20 protein-coding genes and 1 pseudogene are annotated in these 22,011 nt (G+C 75.2%); 6 read left to right on the top strand and 15 right to left on the bottom strand.

Translation table 11 applies throughout. From position 1 onward, the window contains the following. Positions 1-15 precede the first annotated feature (15 nt). Positions 16-567, top strand: a complete 552-nt coding sequence (locus tag AB0469_RS10235) for a hypothetical protein (protein WP_366450881.1) — start codon at positions 16-18, stop codon at positions 565-567. A gap of 123 nt (positions 568-690) precedes the next feature. After that, positions 691-1,191 (top strand): large conductance mechanosensitive channel protein MscL, encoded by a 501-nt coding sequence (gene mscL / locus AB0469_RS10240; protein WP_366450882.1) that lies wholly within the window; start codon positions 691-693, stop codon positions 1,189-1,191. Between the two features lie 13 nt (positions 1,192-1,204). Here the strand turns inward: mscL and AB0469_RS10245 are convergent, their stop codons facing one another. Continuing rightward, a complete protein-coding gene (locus AB0469_RS10245; RefSeq protein WP_366450883.1) occupies positions 1,205-1,432 on the bottom strand; it encodes a hypothetical protein in 228 nt (75 codons plus the stop codon). A gap of 460 nt (positions 1,433-1,892) precedes the next feature. Further along, positions 1,893-2,460: pseudogene (locus AB0469_RS10250) on the bottom strand (MFS transporter); the annotation flags it as partial. A 308-nt stretch (positions 2,461-2,768) separates the two neighbouring features. On the opposite strand from AB0469_RS10250, the gene AB0469_RS10255 reads away from it, so the two are divergent. Both AB0469_RS10255 and AB0469_RS10260 read left to right on the top strand, forming a co-directional pair. After that, positions 2,769-3,926: a low temperature requirement protein A gene (locus AB0469_RS10255; RefSeq protein ID WP_366450884.1), complete on the top strand. Its 1,158-nt coding sequence runs from the start codon at positions 2,769-2,771 to the stop codon at positions 3,924-3,926. 95 nt (positions 3,927-4,021) lie between these two features. Continuing rightward, complete coding sequence (locus AB0469_RS10260; RefSeq protein ID WP_366450885.1) at positions 4,022-5,278, top strand: cytochrome P450; 1,257 nt, start codon at positions 4,022-4,024, stop codon at positions 5,276-5,278. Between the two features lie 142 nt (positions 5,279-5,420). Here AB0469_RS10260 and AB0469_RS10265 read toward each other — a convergent pair whose 3' ends face one another. After that, entirely contained in the window at positions 5,421-5,915 is a 495-nt protein-coding gene (locus AB0469_RS10265; RefSeq protein ID WP_366450886.1) for a DUF5949 family protein, read from the bottom strand. A gap of 57 nt (positions 5,916-5,972) precedes the next feature. Beyond that, complete coding sequence (locus tag AB0469_RS10270) at positions 5,973-6,581, bottom strand: hypothetical protein (protein ID WP_366450887.1); 609 nt, start codon at positions 6,579-6,581, stop codon at positions 5,973-5,975. A gap of 202 nt (positions 6,582-6,783) precedes the next feature. On the opposite strand from AB0469_RS10270, the gene AB0469_RS10275 reads away from it, so the two are divergent. After that, the gene (locus AB0469_RS10275; protein ID WP_366450888.1) at positions 6,784-7,221 is read left to right on the top strand and encodes a DUF6299 family protein; all 438 of its coding nucleotides are present in this window, start codon (positions 6,784-6,786) and stop codon (positions 7,219-7,221) included. A 36-nt stretch (positions 7,222-7,257) separates the two neighbouring features. On the opposite strand, the gene AB0469_RS10280 is transcribed toward AB0469_RS10275, so the two are convergent. The 5 genes from AB0469_RS10280 to AB0469_RS10300 all read right to left on the bottom strand — a co-directional run bounded on the left by AB0469_RS10280 (position 7,258) and on the right by AB0469_RS10300 (position 13,113). Further along, positions 7,258-7,434 (bottom strand): hypothetical protein, encoded by a 177-nt coding sequence (locus AB0469_RS10280; RefSeq protein WP_366450889.1) that lies wholly within the window; start codon positions 7,432-7,434, stop codon positions 7,258-7,260. 168 nt (positions 7,435-7,602) lie between these two features. Then, positions 7,603-9,690, bottom strand: coding sequence for a SpoIIE family protein phosphatase (locus AB0469_RS10285; RefSeq protein ID WP_366450890.1), 2,088 nt, complete (start codon positions 9,688-9,690; stop codon positions 7,603-7,605). Between the two features lie 14 nt (positions 9,691-9,704). Continuing rightward, complete coding sequence (locus AB0469_RS10290; protein WP_366450891.1) at positions 9,705-10,178, bottom strand: hypothetical protein; 474 nt, start codon at positions 10,176-10,178, stop codon at positions 9,705-9,707. Positions 10,179-10,201: 23 nt separating this feature from the next. Then, the gene (locus AB0469_RS10295) at positions 10,202-11,479 is read right to left on the bottom strand and encodes an NAD(P)-binding domain-containing protein (RefSeq protein WP_366450892.1); all 1,278 of its coding nucleotides are present in this window, start codon (positions 11,477-11,479) and stop codon (positions 10,202-10,204) included. Between the two features lie 134 nt (positions 11,480-11,613). Next, complete coding sequence (locus tag AB0469_RS10300) at positions 11,614-13,113, bottom strand: ATP-grasp domain-containing protein (protein WP_366450893.1); 1,500 nt, start codon at positions 13,111-13,113, stop codon at positions 11,614-11,616. 148 nt (positions 13,114-13,261) lie between these two features. On the opposite strand from AB0469_RS10300, the gene AB0469_RS10305 reads away from it, so the two are divergent. Continuing rightward, positions 13,262-14,758 (top strand): glycosyl hydrolase, encoded by a 1,497-nt coding sequence (locus AB0469_RS10305; RefSeq protein ID WP_366450894.1) that lies wholly within the window; start codon positions 13,262-13,264, stop codon positions 14,756-14,758. A gap of 5 nt (positions 14,759-14,763) precedes the next feature. On the opposite strand, the gene AB0469_RS10310 is transcribed toward AB0469_RS10305, so the two are convergent. The 6 genes from AB0469_RS10310 to AB0469_RS10335 are packed head-to-tail and all read right to left on the bottom strand — an operon-like array spanning position 14,764 to position 22,008. Next, positions 14,764-15,906 carry a GNAT family N-acetyltransferase gene (locus AB0469_RS10310; protein ID WP_366450895.1) on the bottom strand — a complete coding sequence of 381 codons (1,143 nt, stop codon included), beginning with the start codon at positions 15,904-15,906 and terminating at the stop codon, positions 14,764-14,766. Continuing rightward, positions 15,903-16,616 carry a lipopolysaccharide biosynthesis protein gene (locus AB0469_RS10315; RefSeq protein ID WP_366450896.1) on the bottom strand — a complete coding sequence of 238 codons (714 nt, stop codon included), beginning with the start codon at positions 16,614-16,616 and terminating at the stop codon, positions 15,903-15,905. The genes AB0469_RS10310 and AB0469_RS10315 overlap by 4 nt, the downstream gene beginning before the upstream one ends. A 53-nt stretch (positions 16,617-16,669) precedes the next feature. After that, positions 16,670-17,911, bottom strand: coding sequence for a glycosyltransferase (locus tag AB0469_RS10320; protein ID WP_366450897.1), 1,242 nt, complete (start codon positions 17,909-17,911; stop codon positions 16,670-16,672). Continuing rightward, on the bottom strand, positions 17,908-18,690 hold the full coding sequence (locus tag AB0469_RS10325) for a polysaccharide deacetylase family protein (RefSeq protein ID WP_366450898.1): 783 nt from the start codon (positions 18,688-18,690) through the stop codon (positions 17,908-17,910). Before AB0469_RS10325 ends, AB0469_RS10320 begins: the two co-directional genes overlap by 4 nt. Further along, complete coding sequence (locus AB0469_RS10330) at positions 18,680-20,653, bottom strand: lipid II flippase MurJ (RefSeq protein WP_366450899.1); 1,974 nt, start codon at positions 20,651-20,653, stop codon at positions 18,680-18,682. Before AB0469_RS10330 ends, AB0469_RS10325 begins: the two co-directional genes overlap by 11 nt. Next, complete coding sequence (locus AB0469_RS10335; protein ID WP_366450900.1) at positions 20,650-22,008, bottom strand: O-antigen ligase family protein; 1,359 nt, start codon at positions 22,006-22,008, stop codon at positions 20,650-20,652. Before AB0469_RS10335 ends, AB0469_RS10330 begins: the two co-directional genes overlap by 4 nt. Positions 22,009-22,011: the final 3 nt, after the last annotated feature.

Genomic DNA, 22,011 nt, shown 5'->3' on the forward strand with positions numbered 1-22,011 from the left:
TCGGCGGTGACCCCCATGTCCAGGACCTCTCCCGACTCCCCCGTACCCCCCGCTTCCCCGGATTCCCCGGTTCCGCACCCGTCCCCTTCCTCCGTGTGCCGCCCCGCGCGCCCCGTGCCGCCGTTCCCGCCGCTGCGCGTGGGCCGCGCCGGCGGGCGGCTGCGCCGCGCGGTGCGCCGCAAGCGGCGGGTCGCCTCGGCCGGCCTGGCCGTGGTGGCGGCCGCCCTGGCCGTGGGCGGGACGGAGGCCCGGGCCTCCCGGGGCGCGGCCCCGCCCGAGGTGAAGCCGTCTCCCGCGGCGGTGCGCATGGTGTCGGCTCCCGTACGCATCGCGGACGCGGCCACGGTACGGCTGCTGCGTCCCGGGGACCGGGTGGACGTGGTGGCGGCGGAGCGCGCGGGGCCGCCGAGGGTGGTGGCGGCCGGGGCCAGGGTGACCGAGGTCCCCGCGCCGGAGAAGGGGTGGGGGGACGGCGGGGCGCTGGTGGTGCTGTCCGTGCCCCGGGAGACCGCGCGGGCCCTGGTGGGCGCGGGAGCGGTGGCACGGCTGGCGGTGGCGTTGTGCTGATTCGCACTGGCGCACTGTCGAGTCGCTCTGAGGTGGGCGCCGATTGGACATGGCGTGCCGTGACTGCCGTAGCTTTCGGAACCGTTGGCTCCGTGTACAGCAGTGACGAAGAGAGGCTCAGTCGTGAGCGAGAAGAAGAAGGAGAGCGTGCTGGCAGGCTTCAAGGCCTTCCTGATGCGCGGCAACGTGGTGGACCTGGCCGTGGCCGTGGTCATCGGCGCCGCGTTCACGAACATCGTGAACTCGATCGTGAAGGGCATCATCAGCCCGGTCGTGGGCGCCATCGGCACCAAAAGCCTGGATGTCTACACCTCGTGCCTGAAGGCGCCTTGTGGGGTGGACGCCAAGGGCGAGCCGACCGGCGTCAACATCATGTGGGGCTCGGTCCTGAACGCCACGCTCACCTTCCTGATCACCGCCGCGGTCGTCTACTTCCTGATGGTCCTGCCGATGGCCAAGTACCTGTCCCGGCAGGAGGCGCGCCGCAAGGCCAGGGAGGGCGTGAAGGAAACCATCGAGATCACCGAGCTGGAGGTGCTCAAGGAGATCCGCGACACCCTGGTCGCGCAGCGCAGCGTGAACGGCGAGAACGCCAGGACTCCGGGGGCGCGCGACGCAGTCTGACCGCCGCGGCGGATCAGATGTGGTGCGGGGGCTTCTCGTCGAGGAAGCGGGCCAGGTCGGCCGCGCTTCCGCCGGCGGGAGGCCGCTCGCCCCAGCCCCGGTCGGTGTCGTCCGAGGACTGCTGGTCCAGCGGGTCGTCGAAGACCAGCTTCGGCCTGGGCCTGGCCGTCGGCTTGGGGTCGGGCTTCGCCCCGGCTGCGGGCTCGGGGGACTGCGGGTCGGAGGCGGGGGCGGTGCTCATGCGTCAAGGGTACGGCCGCCCCCGCCTCGCGCCCCGGCCCGAGGCGGGGGCCCGGCTCCGGCACCGGGCCGGGTCAGCTGGGGGCTTCCGCGCCCTTGCGGGCGTAGAGCCACCGGCAGACCGCGAGGCAGGTCGTGCAGAGGCCGATGAAGGAACCGCAGGTGTCGACGTAGAGCCAGGTCATCAGCCAGTTGTGCTTGCCCTTGAAACTGACCTTCTGCTCGCTGGAGGGGGCCGCGGCCACCTTGAGGCCGTTCAGCAGGAACCAGGCGAGCACCGTCATGACGACCAGCAGCGGCACCCGGAGGAAGGCGCCGTTCTGGAGGCAGATGTCCGTGTCGTTCTTCGCGTCGTGCTGCGGACCGCCGGCCGGGGGCCCGGCACGGCGGCGGTGACCACCAGGGGCGCGACCAGTTGCACGACGCTCACGCCGAGGTTGCCGAGGCCGCCGTTGAGGCCGGACGCCGGCGATGTCCAGGCCGTGGAACATCAGCCGGCCGATGATGCCCAGCGCGTTGAGGCCGAGGACTTTGAAGCCCCGGATGCGCATCTCGCAGCCGGGCCCCGAGCCGGTGGCGGAGGTGAAGGCGGACCACCCCCAGGTGAGGGGGAAGGTGATCGCGGCGGCCGGCAGACAGCCCCAGAAGATCAGCTGGTGGGCGGCCCAGCGGGAGCGGGCGCCGGGGAACTTCTGGAAGCCGAGGTAGGTCGCGGCCATCCGGGGCAGGGGAGTGGGCGCCTTCTTGGAGTCGGCGGCCGGGAAGAAGCTGCCGAGCCCCTTCGTGAAGAGGCGGCGCGCCGGGGGCGGAGACCCAGACGGTGTACCGGTAGGCCACGCCGAAGGCCAGGAAGACGGTGGCGACGGCGTAGGGCAACGGCGCGGAGTCGAAGTCCCGCAGGAGGCGGCCGCCGAGCACGATCACGGCGGTGAGCAGGAGGGGTACGGCCGTACCGGCCAGGGTGGCCCGTGCGGTGACGGACCGGCCGGCCGGTGGTGTGGGCTCGGGCGCGCCGGCTGGTGCCGGCAGGGCCTGTGTGCGTACTTCTGTGGGCTCGGACACAGCACCACGCTAGGTGGTCCGTGCCGTTTAGGCCCGTTATGTGACGCACATTGGTCGCTACGGCCGCAGGCGCGGGCACCGGCCGGGGCGGGCGGACGGGTGGCGGCGGGAGAGCCGGCCGGGGCGGGCGGAGCGGTGGGGGCGGGGTGGTCGGACAGCCGCCTCCGGGGCGGCCCGACGGCGGGAGGGGTGCCGCGAGTCCGCCCGGGGTACCCGGGCTCCGCGGGCCGCGCGCCTCGACCGTGCGGCGGCCCGGCCCTGGTCTGCTGGGCGGCATGACGTACGTGCCGATGACCGCCCGCAGCCGTGTCGAGGGACACCGGACCGCGACCACGCTGGAGCTGTTCTTCGACCTCTGCTTCGTCGTCGCGATCGCGCAGGCGGGCCAGCAGCTGGTGCACGCGTTGGTGGAGGGGCATCCGGGCAGCGGGGTCGTCGGCTACTTCTTCGTCTTCTTCGGCGTGTGGTGGGCGTGGATGAACTTCACGTGGTTCGCGTCCGCCTACGACTGCGACGACGTGCCGTACCGGATCACCACGCTCGTGCAGATCGCCGGCGTGCTCGTCTACGCGGCCGGGGTGAGCCGGGCCTTCAACGACAACGACTGGACGGTAGCCGTCATCGGCTACCTGATCATGCGGGTGGCGCTGACGGCGCAGTGGCTGCGGGCAGCCGCCGGGGAGAGCGGGGCGGCCCGGACCGCCGCGCTGAAGTACGCGGCCGGGCTGCTGGTGTGCCAGGCCGGCTGGGTGGCCCTGCTGTTCGCACCGGACGGCTGGAAGCGCTGGCTGTTCCTGGTGCTGGTGGCGGCCGAGCTGATGGTGCCGGTGTGGGCCGAGCACGGGCACCAAACGCCGTGGCACGCCCACCACATCGCGGAGCGGTACGGCCTGTTCACCATCATCGTGCTGGGCGAGACGATCGCCGCGAGCACGGTGGCGGTGAAGTCGGCGATCGACGAGCACGAGGCGCTGGGGGTGCTGCTGCCCATCGCGGCGGGCGGGCTGCTGATCGTCTTCGCCGCGTGGTGGATCTACTTCGCGGTGCCGGTGCACGAGCGGCTGACCTCCAACCGGGAGGCCATCCCGTGGGGCTACGGCCATCTGCTGATCTTCGCCTCGGGCGCGGCGATCGGGGCGGGCATCGAGGTGGCGGTGGAGCACGCGGTCGGCACGGCGCACATCTCGCAGGTGGCGGCGAACGCGGCCGTGACCGTCCCGTCGGCGCTGTTCCTGCTGACGGTGTGGCTGCTGCACTCGCGGCACTTCAAGCGCGGCATCGCCCAGCAGCTGGTCCTGCCGCTCTCCGCCGTCGCCATCCTCGCCTGCACCTGGGCGGGTTCGTACGCCGTGCTGTACGCGGGCCTGGTCGCGGCGGGCACGGTGGTGGCGGGCACGATCCTGGCGGGGCGCAACCCGGAACCCGCCGTCTGAGGCCGCGGCGCCGCGGACCGTCACCCCCGCACCGCCGCCACCGTTCTCCAGCGCAGGACGCCACGGCGACGGGCGACAGCAGAGAGGCAGCTTCGATGACACTCCCCTCACAGAGACTCGGCACCGGCCCCGGCGGGGAACTGGCCGAGCCGGGCTTCTGGCAGCGGCCCCCCGCCGACCGCCTCGCGGCCTTCGCCCGCCTGCGCACCCTGGATTCCCCCGTGTTCGTCCCGGAGGGCGCCGGCCGCACCGGCCACTGGGCCCTCGTACGGCACGCGGACGTGCAGGAGGCCAGCCGGCTGCCCAAGGTGTTCGCGAGTGCTCCCGGGGTCACCACGCCGGAGCCGGCCCGCTGGGTGCGGGCCCTGTTCGGGGACTCGATGGTCAACCTGGACGGCCCGGACCACGCGCAGCTGCGGAAGATCGTGCAGCGGGCGTTCACGCCCCGGCTGCTGGCGGCGGCGGAGGAGGACATCCACGCGGTCGCGGCCCGGATCGTGGACGACGTCCTGGAGCGGCGGCCCGACGAGTTCGTCTCGGCGGTGTCCTCGCGGCTCCCCCTGGAGGTCATCTGCAACATGATGGGCATCCCGGAGCGCTACCGCGCGGAGATCGCCGACCGGGTCAACCACGCCTCGGAGAACATCGGTGTGGAGCGCGGGCTGGCCTCGCGGCTGCGGATGCCCGGGCGCGGGCTGCGGGCGCTGGCCCGGATGCAGCGGATGGTGGCGGGCATCGGCCGGGAGCGGCGGCGCAACCCGTCCGACGACCTGATCTCGGCGCTGGTCTGCGCGAACGTGGACGGCCAGGCGCTGGGCACGCGCCAGTTGGGGGCCTTCTTCAGCCTGCTGATGGTGGCGGGGGTGGAGACCACCCGCAACGCCATCACGCACGGCCTGACCCTGCTGACCGACTTCCCCGACCAGCGGGACCTGCTGCTGTCGGACTTCGAGAAGTACGCGGACGGCGCGGTGGACGAGATGATCCGCCACTCGACGCCGATCATCCAGTTCCGCCGGACGGTGACCGCGGAACACACCCTGGGCGGGCACGCGTTCGGGCCGGGGGACAAGGTGGTGCTGTACTACGCCTCGGCCAACCGCGACGAGGCGGTCTTCCCGGACCCGGACGCCTTCGACATCACCCGCTCGCCCAATCCGCACCTGGGCTTCGGCGGTGGCGGCCCGCACTTCTGCCTGGGGGCTCATCTGGCCCGGGTGGAGATGAAGGCCCTGTTCCGCGAGCTGCTGACCCGGCCGGTGGGCCTGAGGGCGGTGGGCCTGCCCGATCTGGCGGGGTCCAATTTCGACAACCGCGTCCGCTCGCTGCGGTTCGCCTTCGAGCGCCCCTGAAGCCCCGCGGTTCGGGGCCCGAGCCTCAGGCCCCGAACCGCGGGGCCCCGAACCGCGGCGCCCGGCGCCCCGGGGAAAGGGGCCGGCCGCCGGGCAGGCTGGGGGCCCGGCGGCCGGAGCGGGGCGGCGGCCGCCGCCGCGGCTACTTCTGCAGGCTCTGCACCGCGAGGACGCAGTGGGCGCTGCTGGTGAGCACGGCCTCGTCGCCGGCGAAGCCCTGGAGCATCTCCGGGGTCACGGCCTGGCCCGGAACGGCCTCGGGCCAGGCCCGGGTGGCGAACAGGAAGTACGCCTGCCCGCTCTCGTTCGCCGCGGCGACCCACTCCGGCGGTGCGGTGCAGGTCGCGTTCAGCCCGGGCAGGGTCAGCGCGATCTGGTCGTCGGCCAGCAGGATCTGCACGGGGAAGGTGCGCGGGCTGCGCGTGCCGTCCATGACGACGTCGCCGATCTGCAGGCCGATCTCCCCCAGCAGCCCGCGTGCGGCCGCCTCGCCGCCCTCCCGGCCCTGCGGGCCGTCGCCGAGGGTGTAGGCGATGAGGTACGGGACGTCGTGGCCCTCGGAGGGGTCACCGATCCAGGCGAGGACGGAAAGGGTGCCGAGCAGGGAGCGGTCGGCTTCGGCTTGCGTTGAAGTCATGCGCCGCACCTTAGTGCTCTCCCGCCCGGGCCTTTCACGGCCTTTCACCCGGGCGGGCTACACGGCCCAGAATCCCCCTCCGGAATTCGGCCGCATGTTCGCGTCCTGGTACTGGAGCCGCACAATGCGCTGGTTTTCCGAAATTTCGAACACCACCCAGCCCTCGGCCCGCTCACCGACCGCGAGGGAATCGAAGACGATCGGTTTGCCGGTGGTGAGTTCGCCGGTGCGCACCACCGGGTGGCGCTTGCCGGCGCCGTCGTACGCCCACATGCGCCCGAGCGCCCCGTACGAGGCCCCGCCGACGTTGACGAACGACATCGAGGCCGCCACCCAGCGCTTCCCGGCGGGCGGCGCGTAGTTGGGCTCGACGCTGACCGCGGGATCCACGAACGCCCCGAGCACCACCTGCAGGTGTCGACCCACCTCCTGCCCTTGCACCCGTACGGAGTCACCCACATGGGCATCCTTCACGGCGCCGGCCGCGGCCCGGTCCGGTGCGGCGGGCTCCTCGTCGGCGCCGGGCGCCCCGTCGTCGACCGGGACGGCGGGCGCCGCGGCCGGGGCGAGCGCCGCCCCTTCGGGGGCGCTCTGGCAGGCGGTGGCGGTCAGCAGCAGGGCGGGCAGGAGCGCGGCGGCGGCGAGGACGGAGGCGGTCTGGCGCATACGGGACCCCTTCGGGGCTCTTCACGGCGGGGATCGGGGATTCGTCGGAAAGCGCGTTTCCGGGGTTGTCTTTCAGCCAGTCTCACGCGCCCGAGCGGGGAATTGCACACACCGACACGAGCGCACGGTCCGCGTCGGCCGCCGACTGCCAGCACAATGCGTTCCGGCGCGATCGCGCCACCCGCACCCACCCGGAGGAACAATGTTCACCCCCGCCCGCCGAATGGCCCTGACCGCCTTCTCCGCCCTGGCCGCGACTTCCCTGTTCGCCACTCCGGCCCTGGCCACCGTTTTCCAGCAGGGAATTTCCCTGCACCCGGAGGCGCAGATCTCCCGGGACGGCTCCGTCCGCCTTTCCGGCACCTACCACTGCGAACTCTCGCCGAAGTCGGGGGCGGTCCAGATCAAGGCCACCGTCGTCCAGGACGGCAGCCGTCTGAGCATCGGCGCCGGCGAGGTCTTCTGCGACGGCCGGGAGCACGCCTGGGAGGCGGTGAGCCCGCTGGCTGCCGGTCTGCACAAGGGCCGGGCGCAGGCCGTGGCCGAGCTCCAGGAGATCCACATGGCCGGGCTGATGCCGCGCGCGGTCGACACGGTCGCCCAGGACAGCCACGACGTCGAGGTGGTCGACCACCGGTAGGGCGGGCGACGGGCCCGGGGAGGCCGGTGGCCGCCGCTACCGGCACTCCGGCGCGACGCCCGTCATCGACATGAACGCGACCGTCTGGCACCCGGGGTCGCTGTGCGGCCGCCCGGTCGTCCAGTCCACGACCGCCTGCCCCCCGGCCGCCAGCAGCAGCACCAGGAGCGTCGCCGCGACGCCCGCGACCGCGCCCCTGTTCAGGCGGCGCACGGCTCGTTCCGGAAGCCACGCGGAAGACCACGCATCGGTTTCATGGCGGCATCATCACCCCGCCCCCCGCTCCCCACAACCCGGCGTGACCGCACGGTCACGGGCCTCACGGTCACGGGCCTCCGCCCCCGGGCCCCGGGCCGCGGGCCGCGGGCCCCGGGCCGCGGGTCACGCCGTGTCGCCCGGGACGGCCCCCGCGTCGAACTCGCACCACACCGCCTTGCCGTCGCCGCGCGACTCCACCCCCCAGTGCGCGGCCAGCGCGTCCACCAGCAGCAGCCCGCGCCCCGTGGTCGCCGCCTCGCCGGGGGAGCGCCGGCGCGGCCACACGCTGGAGCGGTCCTTGACCCACAGCCGGATCCTGCGCACCGGCTCCGGCAGCACCTCCATGGTCAGCACCGCCCCGCCGTCCGTGTGGAGCAGCGCGTTGACCAGCAGTTCCCCCGCCGCCAGCTCGACGTCGTCGGCGAGCTCGGCCATGCCCCAGTCGCGCAGGGCCTGCCGCAGCGCGTAGCGGGCGTCGGAGAGGCCCTCGGGGTCGGCCTGGTGGACGTACTGGTGGATGCGGGGGGCCCGGTGGGTGCCGGGGTCGGGGGCCCGCCGCAGGACGAGGAGGGCGACGTCGTCGCCGGAGCCCCAGCGCTCCCAGAGCCGGTCGGAGAGGTGGTCGGCGAGCTCGCCGGCGCCCTGGGGCCCGCTGCGCACGGCGTGGGCCAGGGCGTCCATGCCGGCGGTGATGGTGGAGCCGGGCTCCTCGACGAGCCCGTCGGTGCACAGGACGAGGGTCTCCCCGGGCACCAGGTCCAGCCGGGTCTCGGGGAAGTCCTCCTGCGCGAAGGCCGAGGCCAGCCCCAGGGGCAGGCCGCCGCGCACGTTGGGCCAGCCGGTACGCCCGTCGGTGTGCCGGATCAGCGGGCCGAGGTGGCCCGCGCGGACCGCCCGTACGCCTCCGGTCTCCAGGTCCACCTGGGCGTACAGGCAGGTCGCGAAGCGTTCGGTGTCCAGTTCGGCGAGGAAGCGGGAGGCCCGGGCCAGCACGGTGGACGGCGGGTGGCCCTCGCCCGCGTAGGCGCGCAGGGCGATGCGCAGCTGGCCCATGATGGCCGCGGCGTGCGTGTCGTGGCCCTGGACGTCGCCCACGACGACCCCGACGCGGTCGCGGGGCAGGGAGATGACGTCGTACCAGTCCCCGCCGACCTCCCGTCCGCTCCACGCGGAGTGGTAGCGGACGGCGATCTCCCCGCCGGTGATCTCGGGGATGCGGCGCGGGAGCATCGAGGCCTGGAGGCCGGTGGCGAACTCGCGTTCCTGGTCGAAGAGGAGCGCCCGCTGGAGGGACTGGGCGACGATGCCGGCCAGGCCCAGGCACAGGTTCTGCTCCTCGGGGCTGAACTCGGTGCGCCGGCGGTAGAAGAGCACGAGCCCGCCGATGGAGCGGGCCTGGGCGATCAGCGGCAGGTAGGCGGCGGCGTCGAAGCGGATGCGGCGCAGGTAGTCGGCGAGCAGGGGGAACTCGTCCGCGAGGGCGGTGAGGGAGGTGACGAAGCGCGCCTTGCGGGTGATCACGGCCTGGGACAGCGGCAGGGAGCCGTCCAGCCGGGTGAACTTGCGCTCGTCGAGGATCTCCAGGGACTCCCCGCTCAACGCGATGATCTTGATGGCTTCGTTCTCGACGAGTCCCAGCGCCAGCCCGTCCGCGCCGAGCCGCTCCAGGGCGCCGGCGCCGGTGAGGGCCGCCGTCACGTCGTCGACGGTGACGGCCCGGGACAGGGCCTCGGTGGTGCGCTGGACGATGGCCGCCTGCTGGATGCGGGCGTTCTCCAGTTTCCGCAGCACGGTCGCGTGGGCGAGCTCGGCGGTGGCGTCGCGGACGATGCCGACGATCCGCAGGGCCCGGCCGTCGGGGTCGCGCAGCACCCGTCCCTGGGTGTGGGTCCACTGGTCGCGGCCGTCGCGCCGGCGCACCGTGAAGTACGAGCCGTACGTCTCCCCGCCGCCGGCGAGCACCCCGCCGACGGTGTCGTTGAGCCGGGCCGAGTCGTCGGCCGGGATCCGCAGGCCGAGGCCCTCGGGGGTGTGGTCGAACTCCTCCGCCTCCAGGTCGAGGACGAGCAGCCCGGCCTCGTCCAGGGTGAGGGTCCCGGTGTCCAGGTCCCACTCGAAGCTGCCCATGCCGTTGAGCGCGAGCCGCTCCCCGGGGCCCGTCAGGGGGCCGGGGACGGCCCCGTCCCCGCCGTCCCGCTCCGCCGCTGCCACGAGACACACACCACCTAACGGCCGGGCCAGCACGGCTGCGAGATCAGCCGCTCCCACTCCTCGTCAGGATGCCCCGGCAGGGTGCGCCCGGCCTCCCGCCAGCGCTTGAGGAGGGAGAGGTAGATCGCCGCCGGGTCGCCCGGCCCGGCCCCGGCCAGCCCGTACGGACCGGTTCCGCGGAAGGGCCCCTGGGGGTACGGGCCGCCGCCGTACTCACCCGGTCCGTACGGGCCCCCGCCGTACGAGCCGCCGCCGTACTCACCCGCCCCGTACGACCCGGACCCGTACTGGTCCGCCCCGTACGACCCGCCCCCGTACTGGCCGGACCCGTACTGGTCCGTCCCGTACGACCCGCCCCCGTACTGGTCCGCGCCGTACGACCCGCCCCCGTACGGCTTGGGCGCGGGAGGCCCCGACGGAGGCTGTTCCGCTCGGCTGGCGGGGATGCGCACCCAGCCACGGCCGCCCTGTGCTCGCTCCGCCTCCATCGCGGACCCCTCTCAGGTGGATCTCAGCGCAGATACGTCTCCGGATGCCCGGCGGCGGCCCGGACCGGCCGGACCCCGCCGGTCGGGCCCGGCAGCGGACCCCGCGCGCCGAGGCGCTTGCGGACTCCCTTCACCAGTCTCCCCGCCGTGAAGCCCGCGCCGTGCACGAATCGCATGGAAGGTCCGAATGAGGGAGCCGTCAGCAGCCCGGCGAAGAACAGTCCGGGCCAGGAGGACTCGAATCCGGGACCCAGCTCCGGGGTGTCCGCGTCGCCCACGGTCGCCAGGGCGGACCGCAGCCGCGCGTCGAGGAGGTCCAGCCGGGCCAGCCGCGGGGCGAAGCCGGTCGCCGCGATGACGTGCGCGGTGTCCAGGACGACGGACTCCCCGCCCGCGGTGGTCAGCCCGAGCCGGGTCCGGCCGCCCACGGCCACCGCCCGGTGCAGCCGGTGGCCCATGAGCGCGGGGACCCGCCGCTCGAAGCGGTCGCGCAGCCACCACGCCCCGGCCGGCCCGAGCGCGGTGGCGGCGATCCGCTCCCGCGTCGCGGCGGGCAGCCGCCGCACCGCCCAGGGCAGCTCCGACCACGCCCAGCTGCGCCAGCCGGTGCCGAGCCCGCTGTGCGGGTCGCGCAGGGCCCGCAGCGCCGGCCGCCGCAGGGGCTGCGGGACGGTGTTCCAGTTCAGCCGGGACCTCCGGGCGACCAGGACGGGCCGGGCCCCCGACTCCGCGAGCAGCGCGGCGGTCTCCAGGGCGGCCTGCCCGGCGCCCAGGACCGCCACGTCCTGCCCGGTGAAACGGGACAGGTCGCGGTGGCCGCTGCTGTGCGAGAAGTGGTCCGGGGGCAGGTCGCGCAACGCCCGGGGGTAGTGGGTGAACGGCATCACCCCGACGGCCAGGGCCACCGTGCGGGCCAGCAGCGGCGGCCCCCCGGCGGTGCGCACCCGGAAGCCGTCGCCCTCGGGGGCGACCTCCGTGACGGTGGCCTCCTCCACCTCGGGCAGGCCGGCGTGGCGGGCGAACCAGAGGCCGTAGGCGCTGAAGGTGCCGATCGGCAGCGGACTGCCGTGCTCGGCCGCGAGGCCCCGGGTGGCGCAGTACTCGGCGAGGGTGTAGCGGCCGCCGGGGGCGGAGAGGTTGGAGGACCAGGGCTCCGACTTGAGGTACATGCCCTCGGGCATGTGGTCCCGCCAGGAGGCCATGGGCCGGCCCAGCACCCGTACGCCGAGCCCGGCCGCCGCCGCGTGCGCGGCGATCGACAGCCCGTACGGGCCCGCGCCGACCACCACGAGATCGTCCATCCGCCTCACGGCCGCTCCTCTCCTGCGGCACGGTCGCCGCCTCACCACCGCACACCGCACCGCCGCGTGACGGCGCGTCACCGGGTCACCGGGTCACCGGACCGGTGTCACCCGGGCGTCACCGCGTCACCGCGTCACCGCGTCACCAGCTCGTCGGGCCCCACCGGCGCTGCGGGCGCCCCGGGCGGCGCCACGGTCCCCGGCGGGGCCTGGCGGGCCGCCCCGGGGCCGCCGGCGGGGCCGGCTCCCGGTCCGGCCGCCGCGAGGCCGTCGTCCCGCCCCCCGCCGCGCTGGCGGGGGGCCCGCACCGCGCGGGCGCCGCGGCGCCCCTGCGCGGGGACCCCGCGCAGGACGCGCGCGCCCTTGTCCAGCCCCCGCCCCAGGAGGGCGCAGAGCATCGCCAGGAACGGCGCGGGGTCGTCGGCGGCGAACCAGGCCGCCTCCACCCGCCCCCGCTCCCCCGCCTCCGGGGCCCGTACGGGCCCCGGCCGCGCGGAACCGGGTACCGCGCCCGCGCCGCCCGGGGGGGCCGCCGCTGGTGCGCTCCCGCCGGGGCGCCGGGGCAGCGAGCGCCCCCGGACCGCAGCCAGCAGGGCGTAGTTCTCCGCCACGAAGACGCGGCCCGGACCGCCGGCCGGCTCCGGGACCCGCTGCCCCGTCAGGTCGAGGTACATCGCCTGGACCACGTCCAGCCCCGCGTCGTCCGCGAACAGCCGGAACTGCGCCCCCGGGCGCGGGTTGAAGTCGACCAGCCGGAAGGCGCCGCGCTCGTCGCGCCGGAAGTCGAGGTCCAGGATCCCCTGGTAGCCGAGCCGTTCGGCGAGCCGAAGCCCCGACTCCTCCACCGCCGGGTCGGCCAGCCACCGCCCCACCGCCGTCAGCCCCGCCCGCACCGGCCACGCCAGCTCCTTGCGGCCCGACCCGGCCAGCAGCGGCCGCCCGCCCCGCCCGAAGGCGCCGTGGAAGAACCAGTCGGTGTCGGGTCCCGCGGGCAGGAAGCGCTGGAGCAGCAGCCGGCTCCCGGCCTCGGCGGAGCGCTCGTACAGCTCCCGCGCCCCGGCGGAACTGTCCACCAGGGTGGTGCTGCGCAGCCCGCTGCCGGCGGGCAGCAGCCAGGGCCGGCTCCACTTCGCCACCAGCGGCAGCCCCAGCGCCCACGCGGCCCGCGCGGCCTCGGTCCCGCTCTCGGGGACCACGGTCTCCGGGTGCGGGACGTCCCAGCGGGCGCACAGCCGCGCCAGCTCGGCCTTGTCGGCCACTCGGGCGGGCAGGTCGTCGGGCTGATGGGGAATCCGGAAACGATCCGTCAGCATCGGTGCCACGCGCGAGACGGCGATGGCGCTGAGGTCGTCCATCGCGACGAGCACGGCCGGCCGGGCGATCCGCTCCGACACGCCGACGAGGCATTCCAGCAGCGCCTCGGGCGCCTCGGGATCCAGCCCGCCGGCCGGCCCCGGGTGCGTGGCGCGCAGGTACCGCGAGCGACCCACGGGACCTCCCCCGGCTTCGACGACGGCATGGACCTCCACGCCCTTGCGCCCGAGGGATCTGACGGCGCCGAGGGTTCCGTGGTGGAACGGGTTGCGATCGAGTCTGAGCAGAACTGCGGGCACATGGCCGTCGAACGCGTACATACAAACGGACTTTCACCTAGTCGGACCAAGCGGGAGGGATGCGCAGCTGCGAATGGCCTAGGAAGGGGCCACCGGACAGGCCGTTCGTCAGATGTGATGTCTAACGTCTGTGGCAAGCACACCGGTTCGGCAGAGCGCGGGAGACGACATGCCCAGACCACACCACCGCCTGGTGAGCACCTGCGTCGGTACGGTCACGGCCGGGCTGCTCGCCACCGGCGCGGCACTCGCGGCCCCGGACGACGAACCGGCCAGGGGCTCCGGCACCGCCTTCGGCGCCTATCTCGACTACGGCCCGTCCGGGGTCGCCCGCATCCCGTCCCTGTCGCGCTGGCTGGGCGGGCGCGAGATCCGGGTCGGGCACACCTACCTGCCCGGCGACTCGTGGGCGGGCATCGAGGGCCGCGTCCCGTTCCTGGAGGACTGGGCGCGCTGGCGCCGGGCCAAGGAGGACCGGATGTTCGTCCTCAACGTGCCCATGCAGGCCCGCAACGAGGGCCGGGTGCCCGACTGGCAGGTGGTCCAGCTGATCCGGGCCGGCGCGCAGGGCGAGTACGACCGGCACTTCCGGCGGCTGGCCGAGCGGCTGGTGGAACTGGGCCTCCCGGACACGGTGGTCGTGCTGGGCTGGGAGATGAACGGCACCACCTACACCCACCGCTGCGGGCCCGACCCGGAGCACTGGAAGGCGTACTGGACCCGCGTCGTCAACACGATGCGCTCCGTCCCCGGCCAGCGGTTCAAGTTCGATTTCACCCCCAACCGGGGCAGCGACGCGATCGCCTGGACCAGGTGCTACCCGGGCGACGACGTGGTCGACGTCATCGGCATGGATTCGTACGACCAGGGCCCCGGCCGGTCCTTCGACGACCACGTCAGCCAGCCGTACGGGCTCCAGCAGCACGTCGACTTCGCGAAAGCACACGGCAAGCAGATCTCGTACCCGGAGTGGGGGCTGTTCCGCAACGGGGACAACCCGGAGTACGTGCGGCGCATGCTCCGGTGGATCGACCAGCACCACCCGCTCTACCACACCATCACCGACTACTGCCCGCACGGCGTCTGGCAGTGCAAGCAGAACCCGAAGTCCTCGAAGGTCTTCCGCGACGCGCTGGCCGAGCAGGGGCCGGTGGTGGTGCCGACCCCGGTGGTGCCCACGCCCGTGGTCCCGACCCCGGTGGTGCCGACCCCCGTCGTCCCCACCCCGGTCGTCCCGACGCCGGTCGTCCCGACCCCGCAGGTCCCCACTCCCGAGGTCCCCACCCCGCAGGTCCCGACCATCCCGCAGGTCCCCACGCCCGAGGTCCCCACCCCGACCGCGCCCACCCCGGTCGCCCCGGAGCCCGAGGTCTCCGTCCCGCCCGTGGTCCCGCCGGCGCCCACCCCCGAGGCGTCGCCGACCCCGACCCAGGCCGCGCCGGACCCCGCGCCGACCCGGCCGGCTCCGTCGCCGTCCCAGCCGCCGAAGCCGCAGCCGAAGCCGAAGCCCGACCCGAAGCCGCGGCCCCAGCAGCCCGTCAACAGCCCGCAGTGGTGCCTCCCGTTCGACTTCGGCGACTGGCTCTCGAAGCTGATCGGCGGCCAGTCGCTCTGCATCGGCCTCGGCTTCGGCTGGGAGGGGGACTCCGGCTTCTGGCCCTTCTAGACGGGTCATCGCACCCGCAGTTCGTTCAGCCGCGCCCGCCAGTCCCGGGCGGCCGGAAGCGCCTCGCGCAGCGCCCCCACCGCCCGCTCGCGCCCCGTGACCTGCGACTCGTGCAGCCGCAGCAGGGGCGCGAGCGCGTGCGTGGCCAGCAGGAGGCGCTGGTTGACGACCGTCTCGGGCCTCCAGTGGTTCTTGTACGGCTCGTTGCCGCGCAGGAAGCTCACCACCGGACGGCCCTCCTCCAGTGCCCGCCCGGCCTCGTGGCGCAGCAGCAGCGTGGCCACGTCCACCTTGCGGTCGCGCAGGCCCGGGTCCGCCCCGTACAGGTAGCCGCCGCTCAGCGACGCGGACAGCAGGGTGACGTTGGCCGCGACCACCTTCCCCTCCAGCCGGAACTCGGTCAGCCGGCCCTCCCCCGCCCGCACCATCCGCCGCGTGGCGCGGGTCAGGTGCTCGGCGAACCGGGGCCGCAGGTGCTCCGGGGTCACCCCGCGGCCGCGCCACTGCTTCTCGTGCAGCCGCAGCAGGGTCCGTACGGCCTGCGGCACCTCGCGCTCGGTGACCTCGTGCTCCTCGATCCCGGCGGCGTCGGTCTTGCGCAGCTTGGCCCGCACCCGCTGGGCGCCGGAGGCGGGCATCCGCTTGACGAGCTGGTCGAAGGGGAGCGCGGGCAGCTCCATGCAGGTGGAGTCCGCCAGCCGGCTGGACACCCCGGGCCACTCCTCGAACACGGCCTCGGCGGCCGCGCCGGGACGCACCTCGCGCAGGTCGACGACGGCGCTGCGGGCCGCCCGGTGCAGCCCGCGGGCCAGGGCCGGCACGACCTGCGCGGCGTGCTCCCGGGACACGAGCACGTCGAAGTAGTCGGTGATCGGCCCGCCCAGCGGCACCAGCCGCGGCAGCGGCCGGTGCACGAGCATCAGCGCGGCCGCCCCGACCAGCTCCCCGCCCCGCCGCACCAGCAGGATCCGCAGCCGGCCGTCCTTCCCGTACGACAGCCACCACGAGTGCAGCCAGGCGTGGCTCTGGAAGGGGGTGGCGGTGGGACACTCCCGGACGAGCCGGTTCCAGGACTCCTCCAGCGCCGCGAACTGCCGGGAGTCCCGGCACAGCGTCACCGACAGGGCCCCGTCGGAGCCCCGCGTCATCGCACGGACTCCTTCTCCTTGGTCTCGGAGTGCTCACCCTGGGCGGGCAGCGAGGCGTACTCCTCCACCACCGGGTGCGCCGCCTCCTCCTGCGCCCCGGACCTGCGGCGGGCGGGACGGGCCAGCAGCCACAGCCCGCCGAGCAGCCCGCCGGCGCACAGTCCGACGGCGGCGCTGATCGCGGCGGACGGGGAGGCGGGCTCGCTCGGTGCGACGGCCTGGCTGAACAGCAGCAGCTGCACGCCGGTGTTCTTGGCGGCCTGGTTGCTGCTGAGCGAGAGGGCGTCGGCGACGGCGTTGGCGATGTCGGCGGCCTCGGCGGCGCTCCTGGAGGTGCCGGTGATCGCGATCATCGGCGAGTCGGGGGAGGTCTCGGCGCGGACCTGCGTCCGCAGCTGCCGGGCGGCGATGCCCGCGCGGGGCTGGGCGTAGGCGAGGGTGGAGCTGCTGGTGGCGATGCGGCCGTAGGCCTGGGCGAAGCCGAGGGCGGTGGCCGGCTCGGTGGTCTCGTTCGGGACGGCGACGACGTAGCTGGTGGCGGCGTACTCGGGCGCCTTGAGCACCCCGTACGCCCCGCCGGCGGCCATCCCGAGCAGCGCGCAGGCGGGCAGGGGCCACCACGCGGGCGGTGGCAGCAGCCTGCGCTTCCGGGCGGAGCGGTGGTCGGACTTCTTCTGCTCGGACTTCTTCTGCTCGGCGCTGTCGGCCATGGGGGTGCTCGCTTCCTGGGTGGAGGGGGGTGCGTAGGGGGAATGAAGGGGGATCAGCCGTCCGAGCCGGGCGCGGCCAGGTCCAGCCCCGCCGGCGGTCGGGGTGCGGGCTCCGGTGCGGAGCCCCGGGGCTCGGCCGCGGGCACGGGCCCCGCCCCGCCCCTCGCGGCGGGCACGGGTGCCGCCAGCGCGAGCCCGTAGACGTCCAGCAGCCGCGCCGCGCTCCGCGCGATGTCGTACCGCCGCACCACCGCGGGCGCGGGCAGGCGGCGGGCGCCCGCCTCCATCTGCCCCCGCAGCGCGGCGACCAGCTCCTCGGTGCCCGTGCCGATCCGCCGCGCCCCCGGCGCCTGCGCGGCGGGCAGGTCGTCGACGGCGGGGCAGGTCACGTGCAGCACGGGCAGCCCGGCGGCCAGCGCCTCGACGACGGCCAGCCCGAACGCCTCCTCCCGCGAGGGGGACACGAAGACGTCCATGGCGGCCAGCAGCGCGGGGATCCCGGGGGTGCGCCCGTCGGGGCTGTCGCCCAGCGGGTCCCGCTCCCCCAGCAGGTGGATCCGCGCCTGGGCGCCCAGTTCGGCGGCGAGGGTGCGCAGCGCGGCCCGCTCCGGTCCGTCCCCGGCCAGCAGCAGGTGCGCGCCGGGCAGTGCGGCGACGGCCCGGACGAGGACGTCGAACCGCTTGCCGGGCACCAGGCGCCCGACCCCGCCGACCACGAAGGCCCGTTCGGGCAGGCCGGTCCGGGCGCGGGTGGCGCGCCGCACGCCCTCGTCGAAGCGGAAGCGGGCGGCCTCGATCCCGTTCGGGACCACGTGGACCCGGTCGGCGGGCACCCCCCAGCGCTCCAGGCGGGCCGCGACGGTGTCCGAGACCGCGACCGTCGCCGCCCCGAGCCGCTCGCTGGCGAGGTACAGGCCGCGGACCCCGCCGGACAGGGGCCGGCCCTCGATCTCGGCGTCGCCCAGGGAGTGTTCGGTGGCCACCGTCGCCCGGACCCCGGCGAGCCGGGCGGCGAGGCGCCCGTAGACGCAGGCCCGGTAGAGGTGGGTGTGGACGAGGTCGTAGCGGCCGCGCCGGACGAAGCGGACCAGCTTCGGCAGGGCGCCGAGGTCGCGGTTGCCGTGCATGCCGAGGTGGACGACCCGGATCCCGTCGGCGCGCAGTCCCTCGGCGACCGGGCCGGGGTTGGTGAGGGTCAGGACGTCGCAGTGCACCGGCATGTGGCGCAGCAGCAGCCGCAGTTGCTGTTCGGCGCCGCCGACGCCCAGGCCGGTGATGATGTGGAGGGCCTTCACCGCAGCACCGGCACCTTCCGCCGCAGCTCGCGGGCCCCGTGCCGCAGCTCCTTGATCCGCAGCCGGGCGGCCCCGTCGGCCTGGCTGACGTGGGTGCGGGGCAGGGCGTGCGGGCCCGCGAGGCGTCCGGGGGAGATCGCGCAGGCGTACCCGTAGCCGGCGGCGCGGGTGGCGTCGACGACGCGGGCGTCGAGGTGCCCGTACGGGTAGCAGAAGCCCTCGGGGAGGGTGCCGGTGAGTTCGCGCAGGAGCTCGCGGCTGCCGCGCAGTTCCTGCTGGAGGACGTCGTCGGGGGCGGCGGTGAGGTCCTGGTGGAGCAGGCCGTGGGAGCCGATCTCCTGTCCGGCGGCGGCGACCTCGCGGATCTGTTCGGCGGTGAGGAGGGGTTTGCGGGGGCCGAGCGGGTCCCACACGTTGTCGACGCCGAGCCGTCCGGGGAGGGCGAAGAGGGTGGCGGTGAAGCCGTGGCGGTGCAACAGGGGCAGGGCGCGGGTCAGGAAGTCGGTGTAGCCGTCGTCGAAGGTGAGGCCGACGAGGTCGTGGCCGCGTCCGGCCGCGCGGGCGCGCAGCAGTTCTCCGACGCAGACCCCGCGCAGACCGCGGGAGCGCAGCCACCTCAGCTGGGCGTCGAGGGCGTCCGGGGTGACGGTGATCCCGTACGGGTCCTCGGCGGGGTCGGTGAACTCGGCGACGGAGTGGTACATCAGGACCCACGGCGATGCGGTCCGGCGGGCGGCGGCCGCCACGGCGGCGGGCGCCGTGTCGGTGTCAGCGGGCATTGCGGAACCTCTGGGTGAGCTGGGCGGTCTGGGCGGCGGTGTGGGCGGCGAGCTGGGCGATCTGGCCGGGGAGGGCGGTGATCTCCAGGGCTCTCATGGCCAGCCCGGTGGCCCCGAACATGGCGGGGACCAGCAGGCAGCCGAGGGCGGCGCTGAGCAGCGGGTCGGGGATCATCGGGCCGGCGAGCCAGCCGGTGGCGCAGGCGCAGGCGGCGGCGACGGCGAGGCGGCCGATGCTGACGGCGACGCGGCGGGCCTGGATGGCGATGATGCGGGAGCCGATGCCGGTGAGGAGCAGGGCGGCGGTGGCGGTGATGCCGGCGGCGTTGGCGGCGGCGATGCCGTAGGTCCCCCACCAGTCGACGAAGAGGGCTCCGGCCGCGATGTTGACGAGCAGCCCGGCACCCATCGCGAGCGCCGGGAACCAGGTGGGCCGGGCGGTCGAGAAGAAGGGCCGGGACAGGGCTCCGACGAGGCAGTGGCCGAGGAGTCCGAGGCCGTAGACGCGCATGACGGACGCGGTGGTGAGGGTGTCCTGGTGGGTGAAGGCGCCCCGTTCGAAGAGGACTTCGATGATCTGCGGGGCGTAGCCGATGACCAGGGCCATGCCCAGGAGGACGGCGAGGGAGGCGAGCGCGAGGTCCTGTTCGACGCGCCGGCGGGCCTTCTCGCGCTCGCCGCCGGCCATGGCCTGGGCGACGACGGGGAAGGTGACGGTGCAGATCATCAGGGAGAGCACCATCGGCATCTGCGCGACCTTCTGCGCGTAGTTGAGGTGCGAGATGGCGCCGGGGGGCAGGGAGGCGGCGAGGAAGCGCTCGACGAGGACCTGGGACTGGCGGAAGACGGCGAAGGAGATGACGGGGGCGATCACGCCGAAGGCGATGAGGGTGGGCCGGTCGCGGTCGCGCTGGCTGCGGGGGGCGCCCTTGGCGCGGGGCGGCCCGAAGCCGACGTTGCGGATGAAGGCGGGCAGCTGCACCAGCACCATCAGCAGTCCGCCGACGGCCACGCCGGCCGCGGCGGCCCGGACGCCCCACAGGGTGTGGAGGGCGACCATGGTGGCGATGATCCCGACGTTGTACGAGACGTAGATCGCGGCGGGCGGCAGGAAGGACCGGTGGGCGCGCAGCGCGGCGCTGAAGTATCCGGCGATGCCGAAGGTGAGGACGGTCAGGGCGGTCATCCGGGTGCACTGGACGGCCAGTTCCGGGTCGGGCAGGCCGGGTGCGAGGACGCCGACGACCAGGGGCGCGGCGACGACGAGGACGGAGGCGACGGCGGCGAGGAAGACCACCAGGCGCGGCAGGGTGGCCCCGACGAGCAGGCGTACGGGGTCGGCCGCGCGGGCCTCCTTGCGGGTCAGTCCGGCGCGGCTGGCGGCGCGCCGCGCGAGGGCGTGGCTGAAGGCGGGCACCATCAGCAGGGCCATGGCGTCCTCGATCAGCAGGGTCGAGGCCATCTCGGGAACGGTCCAGGAGATGAGGAAGGCGTCGCTGTCGTGTCCGGCGCCGAAGAGGTGGGCGATGGCCTGGTCGCGCAGGAGGCCGAACACGGCTCCGGCGGCGGTCAGTCCGGCGGTGACGGCGGCGGCCTTGGCGAGGAACCGCCCGAGGGGGACCCCGGTCTTGCCGCCGGGCTTGCCGGCCCCGTCTGCGGCCCGGTCCGCGCCGGGCACCGCGCCCGCGGCGGCGCCCGCGCCTGCGGAGGCGCCCGCGCCCGTGCGGCCGGGCCCGGCGTCCCCGCCGGGCCCGGCCGGGGCGGAACGCGGTGGCCGGGTGGCGCCGCGCCGGGGCGGAACGGCCGCGTCGGCCCCCGCGGGCGCCGGTCCCCGGCCGGTGCGGCCGGGCCGGGGCCCGGCCCCGGGCGGCGCGTCGGCGGCGGGAGCAGTGGCGGGGCCCGCGGCCGCGGCGAGGTCGGTCGCCGGGGCCGCGGGCCGCCGCCAGGGGGTCGTGTCGGTCACCGGACGGCCGGCCCGTCGGCGGGCCGGCCATCCGCGGCACCGGTGGAGGGCAGGGCCCACCAGGCCGCGAGCCCGATGATCACACCGGTCAGGACGGTGGAGGGGCCGCCGATGTCCGCGTACAGGAAGTCGGTCAGCTGCCACACGAACAGCCCGATCGCGATCAGCCCGCAGTCGCGGATCCCGCGGTCGCGGGCCGCCGCGTACCGCCGCAGCCCCGCGACCAGCAGGGCCGCCCAGCCGCCGGCGAGCGCGAGCAGTCCGACCAGCCCCTGTTCGCCGAGGACCAGCAGGTACATGTTGTGCGGGGACAGCAGCGGCTGCTTGATGAAGGCCTGGCCGGCGCCCGCGGTGTCACTGCCGGAGGACAGGCCCAGCGAGGAGTGGCCGTCGCGGTGTGCGGGGAAGCCCTTGAGGCCCACGCCGACGGCCGGCCGCTCGCGCCACATCGACTCGGCGGCGGCCCACATCGTGTAGCGGTCGGTGACCGACTGGTCGGGGGCGCTGGAGACCCGGGTGATGGAGTCCAGCCGCTCGGCGACCATCTCGGATCCCAGCCCGAGCCCGCCGACCAGCACCACCCCCAGGGCGGCCAGCGCCACGAGCACCGCCAGCGCCCGCCGGATCCCGGCCAGGCACATCACGAGCACCGCCGCCCCGACGGTGGCGATCCACGCGCCGCGGCTGAAGGACAGCACTAGCGGGACCACCAGGGCCGGGGCGCAGCCCGCGGCGGTCCGGCGGACCTTCGCGGGCAGTCCCGGCGCGAGGGCGGCGGCGGTGGCGACGACGAGCCCGTACGCGACGACGGTGGCCATGCCCATGACGTCGCCGGGGCCGAAGGTGCCCACGGCGCGGATGTCCTCGCCCTGGTAGGAGGCGCCGGTGTGCGTCGCGTACTGCACGACCCCCACCGCGCCCTGCACCAGCCCGAGCAGCACGAAGCACCCGGCGGCGAGGCGGAACTCACGGGCGTCGCGCACCAGCAGCACCACGGCCGCCGGGACCAGCACGAACACCTGGAGGTAGCGCACGAACCCGGGCAGGGCGGCGTACGGGTCCCCTGCGGTCGCGGTCGAGACGGCGAGCCCGATCCCCGGCGTCCCGAGTACGAGCACGCCCAGCGGGTTCAGCGTCCGCACCCGGCCCCGCAGGGCCTGTACCGCGCAGACGACGGCGAGCAGCAGCGAGGCGGCGTCGGCGGGGCCGACCTTCCCGGAGGCGGTGGCGTCGCCGGCCGGGAGCGGGGCGAGCAGGAGCAGGACGGTCGCGGCGAGCGGCAGCAGCGGCCAGTGCCGGCGCAGCACGGCGGCCGCGGCGGCGGGGCGTACGGGTCCGGGGAGGGCGAGGCTCATGGC

Origin of the sequence: Streptomyces sp. NPDC093801, from assembly GCF_040701585.1 — a bacterium.
Lineage (GTDB): Bacteria > Actinomycetota > Actinomycetes > Streptomycetales > Streptomycetaceae > Streptomyces.

Coding starts and splice junctions, on each gene's coding strand:
- AB0469_RS10235 (WP_366450881.1), top strand. CDS start 16: ATGTCCAGGACCTCTCCCGACTCCCCCGTACCCCCCGCTTCCCCGGAT.
- AB0469_RS10245 (WP_366450883.1), bottom strand. CDS start 1,432: ATGAGCACCGCCCCCGCCTCCGACCCGCAGTCCCCCGAGCCCGCAGCC.
- AB0469_RS10255 (WP_366450884.1), top strand. CDS start 2,769: ATGACGTACGTGCCGATGACCGCCCGCAGCCGTGTCGAGGGACACCGG.
- AB0469_RS10260 (WP_366450885.1), top strand. CDS start 4,022: ATGACACTCCCCTCACAGAGACTCGGCACCGGCCCCGGCGGGGAACTG.
- AB0469_RS10265 (WP_366450886.1), bottom strand. CDS start 5,915: ATGACTTCAACGCAAGCCGAAGCCGACCGCTCCCTGCTCGGCACCCTT.
- AB0469_RS10270 (WP_366450887.1), bottom strand. CDS start 6,581: ATGCGCCAGACCGCCTCCGTCCTCGCCGCCGCCGCGCTCCTGCCCGCC.
- AB0469_RS10275 (WP_366450888.1), top strand. CDS start 6,784: ATGTTCACCCCCGCCCGCCGAATGGCCCTGACCGCCTTCTCCGCCCTG.
- AB0469_RS10290 (WP_366450891.1), bottom strand. CDS start 10,178: ATGGAGGCGGAGCGAGCACAGGGCGGCCGTGGCTGGGTGCGCATCCCC.
- AB0469_RS10295 (WP_366450892.1), bottom strand. CDS start 11,479: ATGGACGATCTCGTGGTGGTCGGCGCGGGCCCGTACGGGCTGTCGATC.
- AB0469_RS10300 (WP_366450893.1), bottom strand. CDS start 13,113: ATGTACGCGTTCGACGGCCATGTGCCCGCAGTTCTGCTCAGACTCGAT.
- AB0469_RS10305 (WP_366450894.1), top strand. CDS start 13,262: ATGCCCAGACCACACCACCGCCTGGTGAGCACCTGCGTCGGTACGGTC.
- AB0469_RS10310 (WP_366450895.1), bottom strand. CDS start 15,906: ATGACGCGGGGCTCCGACGGGGCCCTGTCGGTGACGCTGTGCCGGGAC.
- AB0469_RS10315 (WP_366450896.1), bottom strand. CDS start 16,616: ATGGCCGACAGCGCCGAGCAGAAGAAGTCCGAGCAGAAGAAGTCCGAC.
- AB0469_RS10325 (WP_366450898.1), bottom strand. CDS start 18,690: ATGCCCGCTGACACCGACACGGCGCCCGCCGCCGTGGCGGCCGCCGCC.
- AB0469_RS10335 (WP_366450900.1), bottom strand. CDS start 22,008: ATGAGCCTCGCCCTCCCCGGACCCGTACGCCCCGCCGCCGCGGCCGCC.